The following is a 19285-nucleotide window of genomic DNA, read 5'->3' as shown; positions in this document are numbered from 1 at the left end:
GATGGGCAAACTTCTCGCGATTATTTTTCTATTTGCAGTGCATTGCGCGCATGCGCAATCCACATCATCGTTTATTGATAATACAAAAGCGCGTTTCAACACGATTATTGATCAGGGCAATTGGGAGCTGTATGTGCCACTCTACACCTATCACATGCCCTATGCCTACTCTCCCGAAAAGATTAGCCAATATACCCATATACCCCTTGGCATTGGTGTTGGAAAAGGCTATTACAACAAGAACAATAATTGGGAAGGCATTTACGGAATGACCTTTAAAGACTCCCATGGTATTTATCAGTACATGGCTGGATATGCCTGGATCCCCAATTGGAATCTCTCAAGTAATGGTGACTGGAAAATCGGTGCGGGTGCAACCGTTTTTATCATGTCCCGGCAAGACATTAACAATTACATTCCATTCCCCGGTCTATTACCAGTTGGATCCATCAGCTATAAAAAAGCGAGCCTTCAGACCGCATTTGTACCCGGAGGCGATGGCTTTGGAAATGTGCTCTTTACCTGGGCGAAATGGTCATTTAATTAATGCCTTAGATTTGGATAAAGCATCTCTAGAGCACCAATATGCTTGGGTTTTGCAGTCAATATCACCAGAATAGGCACTCTTTGCTACAATGCCAGTTCGGCGATTTAGCTCAGTTGGTTAGAGCGATGGAATCATAATCCACAGGTCCGGGGTTCGAATCCCTGAATCGCCACCACCTTTCAAAGCCACTGCTACCCTGCAGTGGCTTTTTTCTTTAGGGCACTAGTCCCACAAATCGCCTTGCATGTCTCGCTTCCGAATTGCGCTCACTTGATCGGCAATTGCTGTTTCTTGTTTTCCTGGCAGAAGATTGATCGTGCTGCCAGCCATCAATTTTCCTGGCGTGATGACGCGCATATACCAACCGCAATACCCCGATTGCAGCATTGCTTTGGCAGCGCCTTTGTAGCGCATTTTTGCGTTGAACTTAAAGCACGGCTCTCGTAGCTTGGTCACGATAAATTCCAGATCACCAATCTGCAGCGTATCGCCCACAAACACATCCGCCTCCAATAAACCCGTAATGGTGAAGTTTTCGCCCATTGCTCCGGGTTGTAAATCAAATGGCGTTTTTAGTTCACGCGATAAAAGGGTATTCCAAAATGGATAGTGCTCATAGGGATAAACGTAAACGGCTTTCTCAAACCCGCCATGGACAGTCAAGTCAGCCTGCTCATCCCCTAGCACGCCGAGGAGATTGATATCGACTGGATTTGCTTGATCTATGTTGCTGATGCTGTTCTTTTTAATGCCAGACATCACCACAGCATGGTCCGGGTGCTGATTTGTAAATAAGGGGGCTACTTTGCCAGCATTAATCGAAATCAATTTCATAACTAGTAACGGCAACGTGCTTCACTTTTGTATTTGGTGAAATACACCACTAAATCCGCCTCTGATTTGTATTGGGTGTAGTAAATGCGAGCCCTGGCATCGCTTTTGTATTTAGTAAAGAACCATACACCCGGATCATTCTCACTCTGGTAAGGCGTTTCGTACACAATGCAATTGGCCTCGGATTTGTATTTCGTCACAAATACCTTGGCATTGGCCTCGGAAGGATAGTTGGTGATATAAATCGGGGCCGCAATCGCCTGCGTACTAATAGCGCCCAAGAAAAGCAGCGTGCAAAGCCGAGTGAGTCTGATCATGGTTTATCTATCTTACGGGCAGTAGCAGTCTTTTTGCTAGCCAGCGGCTGATTTTCCGTAAATTTGCCGTAAAATTGCAAGTCGCCCCCAGTTATAAACCTGAAACGGCATATGAAAAAGCTCTATATCAAAACCTTTGGCTGTCAAATGAACGAGTACGACTCGGAAAAGATGGCCGATGTACTCCATGCCAACGATGGCATGACCCCCACAAACGACCCTGCAGAAGCCGATGTCATTTTGCTCAATACCTGCTCGATTCGGGAAAAAGCCGAAGACAAGGTGTTTTCCGATCTTGGTCGTTTGCGTGAGCTGAAAAAACTTAAGCCTGAATTATTAATTGGTGTGGGCGGCTGCGTTGCGAGCCAAGAGGGACAGCAAATTATTAGCCGGGCTCCGTATGTGGATGTGGTCTTCGGCCCACAAACCCTGCATCGCTTGCCCGACTTACTTGCCAAGCGATTGTCCAGCGGCATATCTCAAGTGGATATTTCCTTTCCGGAGATTGAGAAATTTGATCATTTGCCTGCATCGCGGCAAACCCGTGGCTCCGCTTTTGTTTCCATTATGGAAGGCTGTTCTAAATACTGTAGCTACTGTGTTGTGCCCTATACCCGCGGCGAAGAAGTATCACGCCCCTTTGATGATGTATTGACGGAAGTAGCAGGACTTGCTGCCCAAGGGGTAAAGGAAATCGTACTACTGGGTCAAAACGTAAACGCCTACATCGGCAAGATGGGCAAGACGAACGAGCTTGCCGATTTTGCCCTTTTGATTGAGTACATCGCCGAGATCCCTGGAGTCGAGCGCATCCGCTTTACTACTAGCCACCCCAAAGAATTTACCCAGCGCCTGATTGATGTGTATGCAAAAGTGCCTAAGTTAGTGAGTCACCTGCATCTGCCGGTGCAGCATGCCTCTGATTCGGTTCTATCGGCGATGAAGCGCGGCTATACCGTCTTGGAATTCAAGAGCATTATTCGCCGCATGCGCGCCGTCCGCCCCGACCTATGCCTCTCCAGTGATTTTATTGTCGGCTTCCCCGGAGAAACCGATGCTGATTTTGAAAAGCTTTTAGCCTTAGTCGCCGAATTGCAATTTGATAACAGTTACTGCTTTATCTTCAGTCCTCGCCCCGGCACCCCAGCAGCAAACCTAGCGGACGATACCCCTTATCCTGTGAAACTGAAACGTCTGCAGACTTTATTGGCATTAATTGATTCGCAAGCAGAAGGCATTAGCAAGGCGATGCTAGGCAAAGAAGAATGTGTCCTGATCGAAGGCATTGCCAAAGATAGCATTAACTTGCAAGGCCGTACTGAAAACAACCGTGTGATTCACATTCCAGCCCAGATTGAGGAAATGGATTCCTTGATTGGGACGATGATGGATATTCGGATCACGGAAGTATTGGCACACACCCTGCGTGGCGAGCGTGTTAACGCACTAGTCCATTAATTTTTATGCCTAAGACTGCTACTTCATCTCAAGTGAAAGCCTGTACTGTCGAGATTCAATACGCCAGTCCCGCGCTCGAGAAAAAAGTGAGCGCATTAGCATCCAGTACTCTCATTAAAAAATGGGTTCGTGCAAGCATCAATCGTCCTGGCAACCTGACAGTGCGTTTTGTGAATCGCACCGAAGGGCAGCTGCTGAATAGCCAATTTAGAACGAAGGCCTATGCCACGAATGTGTTGACCTTCACGTATGGCATCAACCAACGTGAGCTAGCCGCCGATATCGTGCTCTGCATGCCAGTAGTCACCAGCGAGGCGCGCGACCAAGGCAAAGCAGTCAAGGCCCATCTAGCGCATCTGGTGGTGCATGGCTGCCTGCATGCTGCCGGCCTTGATCATATGACGCAGCAGGGCGCCAAGGTAATGGAAGCGCGTGAAGTGGCTATTCTAAAAAACCTAGGTTTTTCAGACCCTTACGTCATCAATTAAGGTCACTTTTTTAGCTTGCTTTGTTCTACGCTATTCTATTTCTATGCCTGACCCCGATAAATCCTTACTTGAACGCCTCGCTGAATTTCTAACGCCACAACCTACCAGCGCAACGGAGCGACGCCAGGAATTAATTGAAACCTTGCGTGCCGCCCAGATAGAGGGTTTTATTGATGCAGATGCCCTTTCCATGATTGAGGGGGTTTTTCAGGTCGGTGAATTGTGTGCCCGGGACATACTCGTGCCCCGCGCGCAAATCGACTGGATTGATATTGACTCCTCGGTTACGGAAGTGATTCAAACCGTTATCTCCGCAGCCCACTCGCGCTACCCCGTTTATGAAGGCAGCAAAGATGCTGTCGTTGGCATCTTGCTTGCCAAAGATCTATTACGCCATGCCAGTGAAGCCAACTTTCAACTGCGCGATTGGTTAAGGCCAGCCGTTTTTATTCCAGAATCAAAACGCCTGAGCGTCTTGTTGCGGGATTTTCGAGCCAACCGCAATCATTTAGCGATCGTTGTCGATGAGTACAGCAACGTGGCTGGCATCGTGACGATTGAGGATGTACTTGAGCAAATTGTGGGTGACATCGAGGATGAGCACGACATTGATGAAGATGCCGATAACGTTCTGCTCCTAGCAAATGGTGACATCCGCCTCAAAGGCATGACCGAACTAGATCAGCTAAATGCGACCTTGGGAACACAGTTTGACGATGATGACGTGGAAACCGTAGCGGGCTTAATTACTCACCATTTAGGACGTATACCCAGACTGGGTGAGCGCGTTCAGATTGAGGGCATCGAGTTTGAAGTACAGCGCGCCGATCCGCGGCAAATTCATGTATTGCTAGCAAGGCGCCTGGCATCTGATAATTCTTTATCAGCCTAAGGCAACGCTTGTTTAGTCAGAGCTTGCGCAGCGATACTCGCTACACACACTGGCTCTTGTGCATCGCCCTCGGGATTGCAGTCTCGATTGCAGGCGAACTCCCTTGGGGTGGCTGGCTGCAAATACCCTTGCTGAGTCTCTTGTGGTGGCGACTCTCTTCAATAAATACAACTCAATTTCTGCCGAACTTTGCCGGTGGTTTTTTATTTGGCCTGGCTTATTTTGTAGTTGGACTGTGGTGGATTTTTATTAGTCTGCATGACATCGGCGGTATGAATGCCGCCCTGTCTGTCGCTGCCGTGGTTTTGCTATCAGCCTATATGGCGCTCTTTTTTGGTTTGGCCAGCGCTTTGGGCAAAATGCTTCGGCAGCAGTCTATTTTTCTGAATAGCGCCATCATGGCCGCGGCCTGGGTTCTTATGGAATACCTCCGTGGCCAACTCTTCACTGGCTTTCCGTGGGTCGGCTTTGCCGAAGCCCAAGTCAATGGCCCCTTTGCAGCGATTGCACCCCTACTAGGTGGCTTAGGGTCTACTTTTTTGGTGGTGTGGGCGTCGATGCAATTAAGCGCATGGCGTCAATCACTTTTGCGCGTCAGCATTCCGATTGGATTAGCGCTAGTATTGATGCTGGGCCTTAGTCAATTGCGATTTACCGAAGCGATTGGCAACCCCATCAGCGTTCGCTTGATTCAGGGTAACTTTGAGCAAAGTCTGAAATGGAATCCAAATGCAATCGCACAGCAACTTCGTTTTTATAGCGACGCCATTGTTGAGCAGGCAGCAGATCTCATTGTGCTTCCAGAAACGGCATTTCCATTAACTGAAAAAGATTTACCAAGCGATGTACTCCCACAGCTCAGGGCATTTTCACAAGCAACGCACAGCAATATTCTGCTGGGCTTAATTGGGATTATTCCGAGTCAAAATGGGCAATTGCAGTATTCCAACCGCGCCCTCGGCTTATCGCCGTCCAATACTTCGCCCTACTATTACGATAAATTTCACCTTGTCCCTTTTGGTGAATTTATTCCGCCCGGATTCCAATGGTTTGTAAACGCCTTTCGAATTCCGATGAGTGATTTTGCTCGGGGCAAGTTGATGCAAGCCCCTTTTCAAATTGAGCGTGTAGGTCAAGATCCCATTGGGGCTGCTGTCACCATTTGCTATGAGGATATCTTTGGCAATGAGTTGGCAAGCCGCATTCGCAACAGCGAAGCTCCAGTTAATCTATTCGTGAACATCACTAACCTAGCCTGGTTTGGTCAGTCCCAAGCACCCAGCCAACAATTGCGTTTATCGCAAATGCGCTCGATCGAAACGGGGCTTCCCAGCATTCGTTCAACCAATACGGGGATTACTGCGGTCATTGGTCCGGATGGGCGCGTGCTACAGGCCTTGCCGCAATGGACCCAAGCAAGCTTGAGCGCTTCGATTCAAGGCTTTACAGGCAAAACCCCGTTTGTGATCTGGGGAAATTGGCCCATTTTGAGTTTGGCGAGTTTGCTTCTGGCATTTGCCCTCCTGCAACGGCGCCGGTTTTAGGAAAATCCCCGCAATTGGCAGGTAAAATCAATCACTTAGATCGATTGGTTCTGGCTCACTATGCTTACATTTCAGCAAATTATTCTCACGCTTCAAGACTATTGGGATAAACAAGGCTGCGCCTTATTGCAGCCCATTGACCTTGAGGTGGGCGCAGGCACATCCCACACCGCTACTTTTTTACGGGCGATTGGTCCAGAGCCCTGGAAGGCGGCCTATGTGCAACCTTCTCGCAGACCAAAGGATGGGCGCTATGGTGAAAATCCTAACCGCTTGCAACACTACTACCAGTATCAGGTTGTGCTTAAGCCCGCCCCGGATAACATTCTGGAACTCTATTTGGGATCCCTCAGCGCTTTAGGTTTGGACCTAAAGCAAAACGACATTCGTTTTGTAGAGGACGACTGGGAAAACCCAACCTTAGGCGCCTGGGGGTTGGGCTGGGAAGTCTGGCTCAATGGCATGGAAGTAACGCAATTTACCTACTTCCAGCAGGTAGGTGGAATTGATTGCAAACCCGTCTTGGGTGAAATTACCTACGGCATCGAGCGCCTTGCGATGTATTTGCAGAACTGCTCGAATGTCTACGATTTAGTTTGGACCGATGGCGTGACCTACGGCGACGTGTACCACCAGAATGAAGTGGAGCAGTCGCGCTACAACTTTGAATACTCCAATACTGAAATGCTCTTTACGAATTTCAGTAACTACGAGAGCGAAGCCAAACGCTTAATGGAAGTGCCACTTGCCCTGCCCGCTTATGAAATGGTATTGAAAGCTGCCCATACATTTAACCTGCTGGATGCCCGCGGCGCCATATCGGTAACTGAACGCGCCGCTTATATTGGCCGCATTCGCACCCTCTCTCGCTTGGTAGCACAGGCATACCTTGAATCCCGTGAGCAATTGGGTTTCCCAATGTGCCAACAGCAAGTCACTGCGTAAGGTTTTATTGTGAGTACATCTTCCTCTCCATCTTCCTCGGCAACACTTTTAATCGAAGTATTTACCGAAGAGCTGCCACCAAAGTCCCTTCGCAAACTGGGCGATGCCTTTGCTGCAAGCCTGTCTGCTTCCATTCAGGTGGCTGGCTTAAGTACTTCTGAATCCGTCACCACCAGTTTTGCAAGCCCCCGCCGTTTAGCGGTACAGATGACCCACGTACTGAGTAAAGCAGCAGACTTTCCGGTGCGCGAAAAAGTGTTACCGGTCAGCGTCGCATTCGATGCCAATGGCAAACCTACACCCCCATTGTTTAAAAAACTCAGTGCCTTGGGTTATCCCGATATCGACATTGCGAGCTTGGAGCGATCGGGGCAAGATAAAAATGAAGCGCTCTACTTAAATGTCCAAGCCCGTGGCGCTGTTTTAGCAGATACCGTACAGACCGCCCTGGCTAATTCCTTGCAAACGCTGCCCATTGCCAAAATGATGCATTACCAAGTGCAGCAGGCAGATGGAACACTCGAAGATGTTCAGTTTGCGCGTCCGGCCCATCGTATTGTGGCGCTGCATGGCAGCACTCTACTCCCAGTGCATGCACTGGGCATTCATGCCGCAAATCAAACCGAAGGGCACCGCTTCTTGGCCCCCAATCTATTGACGATTAGCCATGCTGATCAATACGCTGCTGAGCTCCTCAAGAACAAAGTGATGGCCAACTTCAATGAGCGCCGCGCCTATATCGAAGCCGAACTCCTCAAGGCGGCTAAAGGCGATGCGGTCTTAATGCCCAGCAATTTGCTCGATGAAGTAACGGCATTGGTTGAGTGGCCTACAGTGTATGCCTGCCATTTTGACGCCGAGTTTTTAGAGGTACCGCAAGAGTGCCTCATTCTGACGATGCAAACCAATCAAAAGTACTTTGCTTTAACCGACGCCGCAGGAAAGCTACGTAATCGCTTTTTGATCGTATCGAATATTGAAACTCCTACCCCGCAGTCGATCATCCAAGGCAATGAGCGCGTGGTGCGCCCCCGCTTATCGGATGCGCGGTTTTTCTTCCAGCAAGACCAAAAAAGGCCGCTGTCATCCCGCGTCGCTGATTTAGCTAAGGTGGTCTACCACAATCAACTAGGCACCCAACTTGAGCGCACGGAGCGAGTTGGCGCAATCGCCACTGCCATCGCGACTGATTTGCAAAGTAAGGGTTCTGCTGTCAATCCAAAACACGTGGCACGCGCTGCCGAATTAGCCAAAACCGATTTACTCACGGACATGGTAGGCGAGTTTCCAGAACTACAAGGGATCATGGGCAGCTACTATGCCCAGCACGATGGCGAAAACAGTGAAGTGGCCGCAGCATGCAGCGAACACTACCAACCTCGCTTTGCAGGGGATGCGCTTCCTAGCAGCATGACTGGTACGGTATTAGCAATTGCGGACAAGCTCGAAACCTTAGTGGGCATCTGGGGGGTTGGCCTAGCACCCACTGGCGATAAAGACCCCTACGCTTTACGTCGCCATGCTTTGGGTATTTGCAGATTACTACTCGAAAAGAATTTACCCTGCAGCCTGCCCGAACTCATCGAGCTGGCTCGCGGGCAATTTAAACAAGCTGGCGTTCAAGAAAAAGCTGATGCGGCTGCAATTTATGCCTTTATCGTCGATCGTTTGCGTGCCTATTTACGCGATCAAACGGAAGCAGGCAAGCCATTTACGAGCGCTGAAATCGATGCGGTACTTAGTCAAGAGCCTAAACAACTCAATGACCTAATGGACCGGCTGCGCGCGGTACGTGAATTTAATGCCTTGCCTGAATCAGCCCAATTGGCCGCAGCCAATAAGCGCATCAGCAATATTCTGAAAAAGACCACCACACCCATTCCGGCGCAGTGCTCCGCCGCAGCTTTAAAGCTCCCTGCTGAAATTGCCTTACATGGGGCTTTGCAAAAAGCCATTCCGCTACTTGATGCAGCCTATGCCCAGCGCCAGTTTGTTAGCTTGCTTCGTACGCTAGTGGATTTGAGTCAGCCGATTGATCAATTTTTCGCCGATGTGATGGTAATGGATCCAGATCCAGTCCTACGCGATAACCGCTTAGCTTTGTTGCAGCAGCTCCACCACCAAATGAACTTAGTTGCCGATCTTGGCACCTTGGCATGAGCTCAAGCGCCTCTAAGTTAGTTATTCTCGACCGCGATGGCGTGATTAACTACGACAGTGATCAGTACGTGAAATCGGCTGATGAGTGGATTCCCCTTCCAGGGAGCTTAGAGGCGATTGCGGAACTCAATCAAGCCGGCTATCACGTAACAGTGGCAACAAATCAGTCAGGTTTGGCGCGTGGTCTATTCACCATCAATGACCTGCATGCCATGCATCAAAAAATGATGGATCTTTTAACTCCTTTGGGCGGCCGCATTGATAGTATTTTCTTTTGCCCCCATGTCGATGAAGACCAATGCGATTGCCGCAAACCCTTACCCGGCCTCATGCGTGACATTGCGTCCCGCTACCGCAAAACTGATTCTGCCCTACCCTTGGCTGGAGTGCCTATTGTGGGTGATTCCTTACGTGACTTGGAGGCCGCCACTGTTTTGGGCGCAAGCCCCCACTTGGTTCGCACTGGCAAAGGTCAAAAGACGGTCGATAAAGGCATATTGCCAGCGGGTACCGTAGTGCATGCCGATTTAATGGCATTTACTAAATCCCTATTGGGATCTGCGTCCAAGACATGATTTACCTGAGATCAACCCTCTTTGCGCTTTTCTTGCTGGTATTTACGCCAATCTGGGCAATCATTTGCCTGGCAGTATTTCCATTTATGCGCAGTGAAACTCGTTACCGTTTTGTGAGTGGCTGGAATAAAACCGTCCTTTGGGTTCTGCAATGGCTATGCGGCATTCGCTATGAAATTCGGGGCATGGAACATATGTTGGGAGCCCTTGACCAACCCATCATCATTCTCAGCAAACACCAATCCGCCTGGGAAACCATTGCTTATATTGCTTTATTTCCTAAACAGCTCTGTTACGTATTCAAACGGGAGTTATTGTGGATTCCGTTCTTTGGCTGGGTCATGGCTGCGCTCAAAATGATTCACATTAACCGCGATAACCGCGAGACCGCAGCCCTTTCAGTGGCAAGTCAAGGCCGAGCACGCCTGAAAGAGGGCAAATGGATCATGCTCTTTCCGGAGGGCACACGGACTGCGGTTGGATCCCATAAGCCCTACCTAAAAGGGGGTGCACGCTTAGCCACTGCTACTGGGGCTGCAGTTATTCCGGTAGCGCACAATGCGGGCCGGGTTTGGCCACGCAATCGCTTTTTAAAGTATCCCGGGTTGGTGATTATTTCGATTGGCCCCGTGATTGCATCTGAAGGTAAGACAGGCGGGCAACTCAATAGCGCCGTCGAATCCTGGATCGAAACTGAAATGCGAGTAATTGATCCGAGCGCCTACGAGGATGCAGCCAAGACGGAAGCCCATTCCAAATAGCGTGCAACCGAAATGTCTTGCGCTCGCTGGGTCAGCTCATCCTCTTGTAGCTGCAAGCGCCCAAGGTAATCTTGCAAATTAGTGCGCAGCATCTTACGCCTTTGCGCAAAGGCGGCTGCCACGACTTTTTCCAGTGCGCGCCACTCCTCAGGCGATGTATTGAAATTACTCCGCGGAATCATGCGCACAACCGCAGAATTCACCTTAGGCTGCGGATCAAATGCCTCTGGTGGCACATCCAATAGTTTTTCTAAATGGTACCGGGCTTGCAACATTACGGATAAGCGGCTGTATTCGGAGGAGCCTGCTTCGGCCACCATGCGCTCCACTACTTCTGCTTGCAGCATAAATACTTGCTCATCTATCTCGGTTGCCGCGCCGACCAAATGAAATAGTAAGGGAGAAGAAATGTTGTAGGGCAAATTACCAACCACCTTGATCTGTTTTGAGCCGGTCGATTTTTTTTCTCGAGCCCATCCCAGAAAATCAAAGTTAAGAGCATCGCCCTCGGTAATTGTTAGCCCCGGCAACTGCTGCTTACACCAATAAGCGACTAAATCGCGATCGATTTCAAGTAAGTCCAAACTCTCTAGATTAGCCAATAAGGGCTTAGTTAGGGCCCCAAGGCCTGGGCCAATCTCTAAAATGGCTGCATCACTAGAGGGTCCAATCAAGCTCACAATCGCATGAATGATGCCTTCATCATGCAAAAAGTTTTGACCGAAGCGCTTACGAGCCTGATGCATCTAACGCAGCCTTTCGATGCCGGGCCAGCTGAAATCCCAGACGCAAAGCTTCCAGCATGCTGCCTGCGTCAGCGACTCCCTTGCCAGCAATATCGAGAGCAGTGCCATGATCTACTGAGGTTCGAATAATTGGTAATCCAAGGGTCACGTTCACGCCAGTATTAAAGGCAACAAATTTAAAGGGGGCCAAGCCTTGATCGTGGTACATGGCTAAATAGGCGTCTACCTGATCCAGTGATCGAAAATCAAACAAGGTATCCCCCGGAAATGGCCCTTCTACCCGAACGCCGGATTGCTGTGCCTGTGCAAGTGCCGGCTCAATGATGGCACTTTCTTCTGAGCCCAAATAGCCGCCTTCACCTGCATGCGGATTTAATCCTGCTACCAAAATTCGTGGCGCGGCAATGCCAAATTGACTCTTCAAACCGGTGTGCAGAATTTCAATCGTTTCCAATACCGACTTGACCGTGATCTGAGCTGGAACCAAAGCAAGCGGCACATGGATGGTTGCCAGAGCAACGCGCAATGGCAGACTCCGCTGTAAACCCATTAAACCAGCAGGAAGGTTGGCACACAACAGCATCACTACACGCTTTACGCCACATGCTGCTGCCAAATACTCTGTGTGCCCTGTAAATGCAATGCCAGACTGATTGATAATCCCCTTGTGCACGGGTGCAGTCACCATGGCTTGAAAACGCCCCGCCTGACATCCAGCTACTGCGGAATCGAGTGTAGCCAGTACATAGGCTGCATTATTGACATCGAGCACGCCTGACACCGCAGGCTTACTTAATTTCACGGACTCCATCTGCAAGCGCGGATGCCTTACACCCTCACCAAAAAGGCTTGGATCACCAATCAATGTAATGTTGGCATCTGCCTGCTCTTGCAAAAATACCTGTGCTGCTTGTAGCGATACCTCAGGACCGATGCCGGCCGGCTCGCCCGTTGTAATGACTAAATCAACGCGTGACATTGTCTAGGTTAAGAATGCGCACAGTCGCTGTATCTCGCAATTGACGGAGCCAATCTTGATAGAGCTGCTCAAACTTACGTTCACGTATAGCAGCCCGTGCGAATTCACGCTGCTTTTCGACGGTAAGCTGAGCCTCTCTACGCTCAAGTACTTGAATTAAGTGCCAACCAAACTCGGTCCTCACCGGATTACTCACTTCGCCAATTTGCAATCGATTCATAGCGACCTCAAACTCAGGCACCAACTGACCGGGGGACATCCACCCCAAAACACCGCCGTTGGCAGCCGAGCCATCCTCGGAGTGTTTCTTCGCTAATTCACCGAAATCGGCCGCCTTGGCGCGAACTTGATCACGGTATCCAGCCAAACGGCGCTCCGCATCTGCATCCGTTAGCCCAGCCCGATTGCGCAGCAAGATATGCCGCGCATTGGTCTCTGTAATCGTAATGTTTTTGGGTGTGGTGTCACCTACCGCTTCTAGAGTTGGGGCTTGCCCTGCTGCTGCGATGACACGACGATCTAACACTTTAAGTACGTGAAATCCAGCAGGGCTTTTTACTACACTATTAGCAAGCTGTCCCGATCCAATATTGCGCACCGCCTCAAGAAAAAGTTGTGGCAAACGGTCTGGTGTTCGGTACCCCAAATTTTGGAATTTAATACGTGGGTTTTCTTTTGCTGCCTTTGCGCCAAGCTGCAAGAAATCCACATCGCCACGCGCTTCCCGCAATAAGGCATCGGCCTGTTTGCGCGCCTCTGCAATCGCGCCAGGACCAGCATTGGTGTCAACCGGAATAAAGATTTGAGCCACGTCCAACTCTTCTTGTCCACCCGCTCCCGGAGTATTGGCTGCTGGGGAATTCATGGCTCGTGTACGTTCGCTAATGTAGTTATCGACTTCGGCGTCGGAGATTTTTATCTGCGAATCCACCTCACGTTCCCGAAAGCGCGTGACAATGATGTCATCGCGCAACATCTCGCGATAGCGCTCAAAACTCGACCCTGACTTCTGAATGGTGGCCCGAAATTCCGCCATCGTTAACTTATTACGAGCAGCAATATCGGCAATAATTTTATCGAGCTCCGCATTACTAACACTAATGCCACTCTGCTCGGCATCTTGCAATTGAATTTTTTCTACAATCAGGCGCTCTAGTACTTGCTTGCGCAGGGTTTCTTTGTCTGGCATCGCTGCGCCACCACCCTGTTTCATAATCGTTGCCATCCGGTCATCAATTTCTTTACGGGTAACGTAACCTGTATTGACTACAGCGGCGACGCCATCAATATCCCGTATCTTGCTGTCAGGCGCATTGGCAGGGGCATTCGATTGGGCGTAACTGGGTAATGCCAGGGCAACACAGGCAAACAAAAAAAGAGTGCGGATTAACTTAATGCTGCGGTTCATGCAAAACGTCATTGGTAGTTCTCATAAATTGAGGGCGGTAATGTTCTGGTAGTCGGCATGTATCCCGGAACATTTAACCTCATGATATCAACTGGATTACTACCGGCGGCACCAAATCCCCTAAATTCGATTTGAAAAAGCACCTGGGTCGTGGTGATTTGGGTGGTGTTGCGAACCTGAGAGTAAGCAAATCGACCGGTCCAGCAGTCCTCTTTGTATTCCAAAGCCGCTAGTAAATTAAGGGTATTCATGGTCAAGGAGTCATATCCCCAGCGGCCTAGCGTGGAAATCTTGCGGGTTATGGGCCACTGCCCGGAAATATTGTATTGATCGGTGGTGGTAACACCTGGCGATCCTGCTAAGTTATTTTCTGGCGAGGCTGATACGGGTGGGCTCCAAACGTTGCGATAGCCAAAATTAAGGCTTCGACCCATGGTGGGTCGCCAACTACCACCAACTGTTGTCTGAACGAGGCGATTGAGCTGGGTGTTGTACTGGCCGAATGCATCCACATTAAAGTTTCCCATAAGCCGAACCGAGCCAGCGCCCAAGGTATCGGAATACGTAGTGGGATTTTGTATCGTATTTGTCAACCCGACCCGTTGCCCAGTGAAATCCTGGCGCTGAGCTAAGGTGAGGTTGGCGCGTTCCGCTCCAGTAGCTGCTTCGATCATGCGACTTGTAACGCCCATGGTTAACTTGTTGTTATCCGCTATACGGTCATTACCGACAAAGGTGTTTTCGCTGAAAATTTGGGTAATACCAAAACCGGCATTCGCGGTATCAAATAACGGGGTATTTGTCTGGTCTTGAAATGGCGTGAAGACGTAGAAAGCACGTGGCTCCATCGTCACCAACATATCCCGTCCAAAAAAGCCCTTGAGCTCGGCCGCCTCTCGCTCAAACGCTAAGCCCGAGTCCAAACTAAAGGTGGGTATGGTGAAGCCCTGCGCTGGCGGATAACCGGGTATGAATGCGGTGGCATTGTAATTATTCGACTGCACACTCAGCCTCGGCTTAATGTAGTAACCAGGGGTGATCTTTGGCATACCCACTGCGGCCTTGACCACAGTTCGATCAGCTTGACTAAATACACCCGGCGCAGTAGCTGCCAAATTACCGCCGATGTTATAGGCAAAGCGGGTGAAGTCACTTGAAAAACTTACTTGTGGGCCAGTAGGCAGACTAACAAATTGCTGCCTGCGATCCGGAGTCAGTAAGGCGTTCTGGCTGTTATACGCCGCAACGACTTGTGGCAAGACGTTGTAGGGAGATTGAACTGTGACAGTAGGATCCGGCTGCAAGGTCTGGAAGGTCATAGCTCTAGCCGAAACATTCCACCCTTTGATTAAGGATGTAGTTCCTACCTCTTGTCTAAATTGATTAGTGATACCGCCCGCTAAGGTTCTTGAAAAATCAATCGGGTATAAATTATCCGAGACCCGCGCAATGTTCGCATACGCATTCCAAGTAGGAGCAATGCTTTGGCGTTGCTGCCAATCGTACTTCCAGCGATCGCGCCCCAGTATCTTGTCGTAAGGCAAGTATTCCGCTGCTACGGTTCCGGAGTACTTTGGATCAATGTAGCGATACGACCCGCCCAATTGCGTACCCCGAAATGTCATGTAGCGCGGCATGATCAGTAAATCACGATTAGGCGCAATATTAAAGTAATAGGGCTGAGTGATATCAATGCCATTATTTGAGCTATAGCCAGCAATCGGAGCAAGCAAACCCGAGCGCCGCTGATTGGAGGTTGGCAAACTAAAGTAAGGCGTGTATGCAATCGGCACATCGAAGAATCGCATTACGCCATTCGTGCCCGTCATTTCTTTTTGCTCGTTGTCGACTTCCATGCGGTCTGCAGTGAAATACCAATCTAGATTGTCAGGCGAACAGGTGGAGTAAGTGCCCTTATCAAATACAAAAATATCGGACGATTGAATCGTTAACTTTTTTGCCTTACCACTTGAGCGGTTATCGCGAATTTCATAACTTGGCTCCTGCATCTCGCCTTGCCGCGCATCTACTTTAAAGCTGGCTTTTGGCCCTCGAAATGTCGAGTTACCTTTAATCATTTCAACATTGCCGATCAGATCGGCAATGTCCGTATCAGGGTGATAAATAATTTCATTGGCCTTGAGCACGGTATCGTTTCGCCGAATTTGAGCGCGGCCCTTCAGCTTCATTTCACGATCAACAATGCCCTCAATCGAATCACTAAAGGTGAACGTTAATGCTTGGTTATCTGAAATGGGTTTTCCAACGCGCAATTGATCGTCTAGCTTTAAAACGCTGACATTGCCGCGGTCGGGAACCAAGACAAAATTAGGGTTAGTGCGCTGCGAAGATGAGAGACTTGAGGCCGGTGCCTGAGCAAATGCGGTCGCTGAAAAATACAGCCAAAAACACCCCATCATTACTCGTAAAAATGGGGTAAAAATAAGGGGGGCGCAAAGACCAGCGCGACGGCGATAATGGCTCATAGATCCAGACCCACTTATTATACGAATCGATATGCCTAATACCCGCCTTGATACCCTCCGCCAATGGCTAGAAGGCCTCCCCGCCAGCTGGGAGCTAGACCTGCCATCACTGGTGCCCGCATCGTCTGATGCGAGCTTTCGGCGCTATTTCCGGCTCCATAGCCAAAATGCCCTTTACCCCACCCTGATTGTGATGGATGCACCCCCGCAATCCGAACCGGTTGAGCCCTTTATTGCGATCGCCGAATTACTACAAAAAGCAGAGCTACACGTACCGCGTGTTCTGGAAAAAAATACGTTGGATGGGTTTTTACTGCTGAGCGATTTAGGCTCCACAACTTACCTGACCGCCCTCAATGATTCCAATGCGGATAGCTTATATGGCGATGCAATCGATGCATTAGTAGAAATGCAATTGGCTAGTCATCCTGGTGTATTACCAGAGTATTCCGAAGCGCTATTGCAGCGGGAATTGGATCTTCTACCGGAGTGGTATTTAAAAAAACACCTGCAATTTGAACTGACTGCAGATGAAGAAAAATACATGCGCAATGCATTTCATTTGATTTTAAAAAATAATATGGCGCAGCCGCAGGTGTATGTCCATCGTGATTTCCATTCGCGCAATTTAATGTGTACTGAAATTCATAATCCTGGCATCTTGGATTTTCAAGATGCTGTCTATGGGCCGATCACTTATGATGCTGCATCCCTGTGGCGCGATGCTTATATTGAGTGGCCTGAAGAACGGGTAATCGATTGGGTTGCGCGTTATTGGGAATTGGGTCGTAAAAAAGGTTTGCCCATGCATGCTGATTTTGGCGAGTTCTATCGTGACTTTGAGTGGATGGGTTTACAGCGCCACATCAAAGTATTGGGAATTTTTGCGCGTCTTTATCACCGCGATGGTAAAGATGCTTACCTCAAGGATATTCCGCTGGTATTGAAATATGCCTTAGCGACTACCAATCGCTACATTGAGTTAAAACCACTCGCTCGCATATTAGAGCGCGCTAATGCCATTAGCTCAATAAAGTAAAAATCTATGAATAGCTCTCCTACCTCCGGTGCATTGCCATGCCTTTTATTGGCGGCAGGACGTGGCGAGCGGATGCGCCCGCTGACGGATACAACACCAAAGCCGCTCCTGCAAATTCAAGGTAAATCATTATTGCAATGGCATATTGAGGCCTTAGTCGCCGCAAAAACGAGTCGCATCGTGATTAACCATGCGTGGCTCGGCGAGCAAATCGAACTCGCTTTGGGTGACGGTACTAAGTGGGGGGCGCACATCCAGTACTCACCAGAAGAAACCGCTCTTGAGACTGCTGGAGGAATCCGCCAGGCCTTGGGGCCATTAAACCCAGAGCCCTACTTTTTAGTGATCAATGGCGATGTATTTTGTCCTGGCCTCCCGATTGCTGCATTTACAAGCCGCTTTCAGGCGTATGTAGATGGTGGCGCTAAGCCACTTGCATACTTAGCGCTAGTACCCAACCCTCCACAACACCCAGAGGGCGATTTTTACCTACATGGCGAGCATGTCAGCGAGAAGCCAATCACCTCCCTACTGCAGGAGACGAAACTGACCTTTTCTGGCATCGGCATTTATCACCAATCCCTGTTTGCAGACCTAAAATTGGGCGAAGCGGCAAAATTAGCCCCTTTACTACGCTCGGCTATGGCCAAAAATCAGGTCTTCGGTGAAAAATATACCGGTCCGTGGCACGATGTAGGGACGCCGCAGCGTTTATACGAACTAAATCAATCCTATGATCCCAAGTAACCCTCCTGTCTTTCAGGCTGATCTCTACCGTCAGCGCCGCGCCCAGTTGGCCAAGCATATTCGTGAGCAGTCCGGTGGTGGAATTGCTATTCTCTCCACAGCGCCAGAGCAATTGCGCAATCGCGATAGTGAATTTCCCTATCGGCATGACAGTGATTTCTTTTACTTAACCGGATTTGATGAGCCGGGCGCCACCCTGGTGCTGCAAATTGATCGCAATGCCGTTGTAGCCCATCTTTTTTGCCGCCCTAAAGATGCTGAGCGGGAAATCTGGGATGGCCTGCGCCTAGGACCCGAAGCAGCGCCAGACTACTTAGGGGTTGATCATGCATATCCCAATACCGAATTGGATCAGGAGTTACCCAAGCTACTGGCAGATCAAGCAGCGCTCTACATTCGCTTAGCCAGCAACGCTGAAACCGATCGCCGCATACGCCATTGGATTGATCGCGTTCGTGGGCAAGCGCGTGCTGGAGTCAATGCCCCATCGGAGTTTCGTGACATCGAAGCACTGGTTCACGAGATGCGTCTATTTAAAGATGCTAGTGAAATTGAAACCATGCGCCGTGCTGCAGCGATTTCTGCAGAGGCACATTTGCGTGCCATGCGCACCTGCCGACCCGGCCAACGTGAATACCAAATTGAGGCTGAGTTGTTGCACGAGTTTCGTCATAGCGGTGCACAAAGCGTTGCCTACAACAGTATTGTTGCTGCCGGCGCTAATGCCTGCATCTTGCATTACCGCGCCAGTGCTGCTGAACTACGATCTGGGGATCTGTGTTTGATTGATGCTGGCTGTGAACTCGATGGCTATGCCTCTGACATCACACGTACTTTTCCAATTAATGGACGCTATTCAGCAGCGCAGCGCGCGCTATATGACATCACCCTAGCTGCGCAAGAAGCGGCAGTTGCTGCCACTAAGCCGGGTAACACTTTTATGCAACCCCACGATGCTGCGGTCCGCGTCTTAACCCAAGGCATGCTGGATGAAAAACTCCTCTCATTGCATGAGTTAGGCTCACTCGACAATGCCATCGAAACAGGTGCATACCGCCGTTTTTATATGCACCGCACCAGCCACTGGTTAGGCATGGATGTGCATGATGTCGGTTCCTATCGTGAAGCGGGCAGCAGCAACGCTACTGAAAAGCCATGGCGCATTCTTCGAGAGAACATGATGTTGACCATTGAGCCCGGCCTATATGTTCGCCCTTCAGACGATGTGCCAAAGGCGTTTTGGAATATCGGTATTCGAATTGAAGACGATGCCCTAGTCACTAAAAATGGGTGTGACTTGATCTCCCGCGGCGTCCCGGTCAAGGCCGATGAAATCGAAGCAGTGATGCGCGGCTAAGC

Annotated in this window: 18 protein-coding genes and 1 tRNA gene; 13 read left to right on the top strand and 6 right to left on the bottom strand. The window is 49.7% G+C overall.

Annotated elements, in window-relative coordinates:
* The first annotated feature begins 1 nt into the window (after position 1).
* Together pagP and Q8M75_RS04065 are read left to right on the top strand one after the other, a co-directional pair.
* Positions 2–547: a lipid IV(A) palmitoyltransferase PagP gene (gene pagP, locus Q8M75_RS04070; protein WP_305486460.1), complete on the top strand. Its 546-nt coding sequence runs from the start codon at positions 2–4 to the stop codon at positions 545–547.
* Positions 548–645: 98 nt separating this feature from the next.
* Positions 646–722, top strand: a tRNA-Met gene (locus tag Q8M75_RS04065).
* A gap of 47 nt (positions 723–769) precedes the next feature.
* Here Q8M75_RS04065 and Q8M75_RS04060 read toward each other — a convergent pair.
* Positions 770–1381, bottom strand: a complete 612-nt coding sequence (locus tag Q8M75_RS04060) for an MOSC domain-containing protein (RefSeq protein WP_305486458.1) — start codon at positions 1379–1381, stop codon at positions 770–772.
* A gap of 2 nt (positions 1382–1383) precedes the next feature.
* Positions 1384–1698, bottom strand: a complete 315-nt coding sequence (locus Q8M75_RS04055) for a DUF6150 family protein (protein ID WP_305486455.1) — start codon at positions 1696–1698, stop codon at positions 1384–1386.
* A gap of 111 nt (positions 1699–1809) precedes the next feature.
* Here Q8M75_RS04055 and miaB point away from each other — a divergent pair, with 111 nt between their 5' ends.
* The 8 genes from miaB to Q8M75_RS04015 are packed head-to-tail and all read left to right on the top strand — an operon-like array spanning position 1810 to position 10521.
* The gene (gene miaB / locus Q8M75_RS04050; RefSeq protein ID WP_305486452.1) at positions 1810–3156 is read left to right on the top strand and encodes a tRNA (N6-isopentenyl adenosine(37)-C2)-methylthiotransferase MiaB; all 1347 of its coding nucleotides are present in this window, start codon (positions 1810–1812) and stop codon (positions 3154–3156) included.
* A gap of 5 nt (positions 3157–3161) precedes the next feature.
* Positions 3162–3644 carry an rRNA maturation RNase YbeY gene (ybeY, locus tag Q8M75_RS04045; RefSeq protein WP_305486450.1) on the top strand — a complete coding sequence of 161 codons (483 nt, stop codon included), beginning with the start codon at positions 3162–3164 and terminating at the stop codon, positions 3642–3644.
* A 43-nt stretch (positions 3645–3687) separates the two neighbouring features.
* Positions 3688–4536, top strand: coding sequence for an HlyC/CorC family transporter (locus Q8M75_RS04040; RefSeq protein ID WP_305486448.1), 849 nt, complete (start codon positions 3688–3690; stop codon positions 4534–4536).
* Positions 4537–4544: 8 nt separating this feature from the next.
* Positions 4545–6080 (top strand): apolipoprotein N-acyltransferase, encoded by a 1536-nt coding sequence (lnt, locus tag Q8M75_RS04035; protein ID WP_305486445.1) that lies wholly within the window; start codon positions 4545–4547, stop codon positions 6078–6080.
* Positions 6081–6140: 60 nt separating this feature from the next.
* A complete protein-coding gene (glyQ, locus tag Q8M75_RS04030) occupies positions 6141–7025 on the top strand; it encodes a glycine--tRNA ligase subunit alpha (protein WP_108469750.1) in 885 nt (294 codons plus the stop codon).
* Between the two features lie 9 nt (positions 7026–7034).
* Positions 7035–9185 (top strand): glycine--tRNA ligase subunit beta, encoded by a 2151-nt coding sequence (glyS, locus tag Q8M75_RS04025; protein WP_305486442.1) that lies wholly within the window; start codon positions 7035–7037, stop codon positions 9183–9185.
* The gene (gene gmhB / locus Q8M75_RS04020; RefSeq protein ID WP_305486441.1) at positions 9182–9760 is read left to right on the top strand and encodes a D-glycero-beta-D-manno-heptose 1,7-bisphosphate 7-phosphatase; all 579 of its coding nucleotides are present in this window, start codon (positions 9182–9184) and stop codon (positions 9758–9760) included. The genes glyS and gmhB overlap by 4 nt, the downstream gene beginning before the upstream one ends.
* Entirely contained in the window at positions 9757–10521 is a 765-nt protein-coding gene (locus tag Q8M75_RS04015) for a 1-acyl-sn-glycerol-3-phosphate acyltransferase (RefSeq protein WP_305486438.1), read from the top strand. The genes gmhB and Q8M75_RS04015 overlap by 4 nt, the downstream gene beginning before the upstream one ends.
* Here Q8M75_RS04015 and rsmA read toward each other — a convergent pair.
* The 4 genes from rsmA to Q8M75_RS03995 are packed head-to-tail and all read right to left on the bottom strand — an operon-like array spanning position 10482 to position 16140.
* Positions 10482–11267 (bottom strand): 16S rRNA (adenine(1518)-N(6)/adenine(1519)-N(6))-dimethyltransferase RsmA, encoded by a 786-nt coding sequence (rsmA, locus tag Q8M75_RS04010; RefSeq protein WP_305486436.1) that lies wholly within the window; start codon positions 11265–11267, stop codon positions 10482–10484. The two genes, Q8M75_RS04015 and rsmA, sit on opposite strands and share 40 nt — an antisense overlap.
* Positions 11251–12246 carry a 4-hydroxythreonine-4-phosphate dehydrogenase PdxA gene (pdxA, locus tag Q8M75_RS04005; protein ID WP_305486434.1) on the bottom strand — a complete coding sequence of 332 codons (996 nt, stop codon included), beginning with the start codon at positions 12244–12246 and terminating at the stop codon, positions 11251–11253. The genes rsmA and pdxA overlap by 17 nt, the downstream gene beginning before the upstream one ends.
* Positions 12233–13654 (bottom strand): peptidylprolyl isomerase, encoded by a 1422-nt coding sequence (locus Q8M75_RS04000; protein ID WP_305486431.1) that lies wholly within the window; start codon positions 13652–13654, stop codon positions 12233–12235. The genes pdxA and Q8M75_RS04000 overlap by 14 nt, the downstream gene beginning before the upstream one ends.
* Before the next feature lie 8 nt (positions 13655–13662).
* A complete protein-coding gene (locus Q8M75_RS03995) occupies positions 13663–16140 on the bottom strand; it encodes an LPS-assembly protein LptD (protein ID WP_305486429.1) in 2478 nt (825 codons plus the stop codon).
* 31 nt (positions 16141–16171) lie between these two features.
* On the opposite strand from Q8M75_RS03995, the gene Q8M75_RS03990 reads away from it, so the two are divergent.
* From Q8M75_RS03990 to Q8M75_RS03980, 3 genes are read left to right on the top strand one after another with little or no spacing between them, the layout of a single operon-like run.
* Positions 16172–17179 (top strand): aminoglycoside phosphotransferase family protein, encoded by a 1008-nt coding sequence (locus Q8M75_RS03990; RefSeq protein WP_305486427.1) that lies wholly within the window; start codon positions 16172–16174, stop codon positions 17177–17179.
* A 33-nt stretch (positions 17180–17212) separates the two neighbouring features.
* A complete protein-coding gene (murU, locus tag Q8M75_RS03985) occupies positions 17213–17926 on the top strand; it encodes an N-acetylmuramate alpha-1-phosphate uridylyltransferase MurU (protein ID WP_305488157.1) in 714 nt (237 codons plus the stop codon).
* Entirely contained in the window at positions 17913–19283 is a 1371-nt protein-coding gene (locus Q8M75_RS03980; RefSeq protein WP_305486426.1) for an aminopeptidase P N-terminal domain-containing protein, read from the top strand. The genes murU and Q8M75_RS03980 overlap by 14 nt, the downstream gene beginning before the upstream one ends.
* Positions 19284–19285: the final 2 nt, after the last annotated feature.

Origin of the sequence: Polynucleobacter sp. (assembly GCF_030693775.1) — a bacterium.
Classification (GTDB): domain Bacteria; phylum Pseudomonadota; class Gammaproteobacteria; order Burkholderiales; family Burkholderiaceae; genus Polynucleobacter.
The sequence above is the reverse complement of the archived record's forward strand: the minus strand, read 5'-3'. Positions and strand labels throughout refer to the sequence as shown.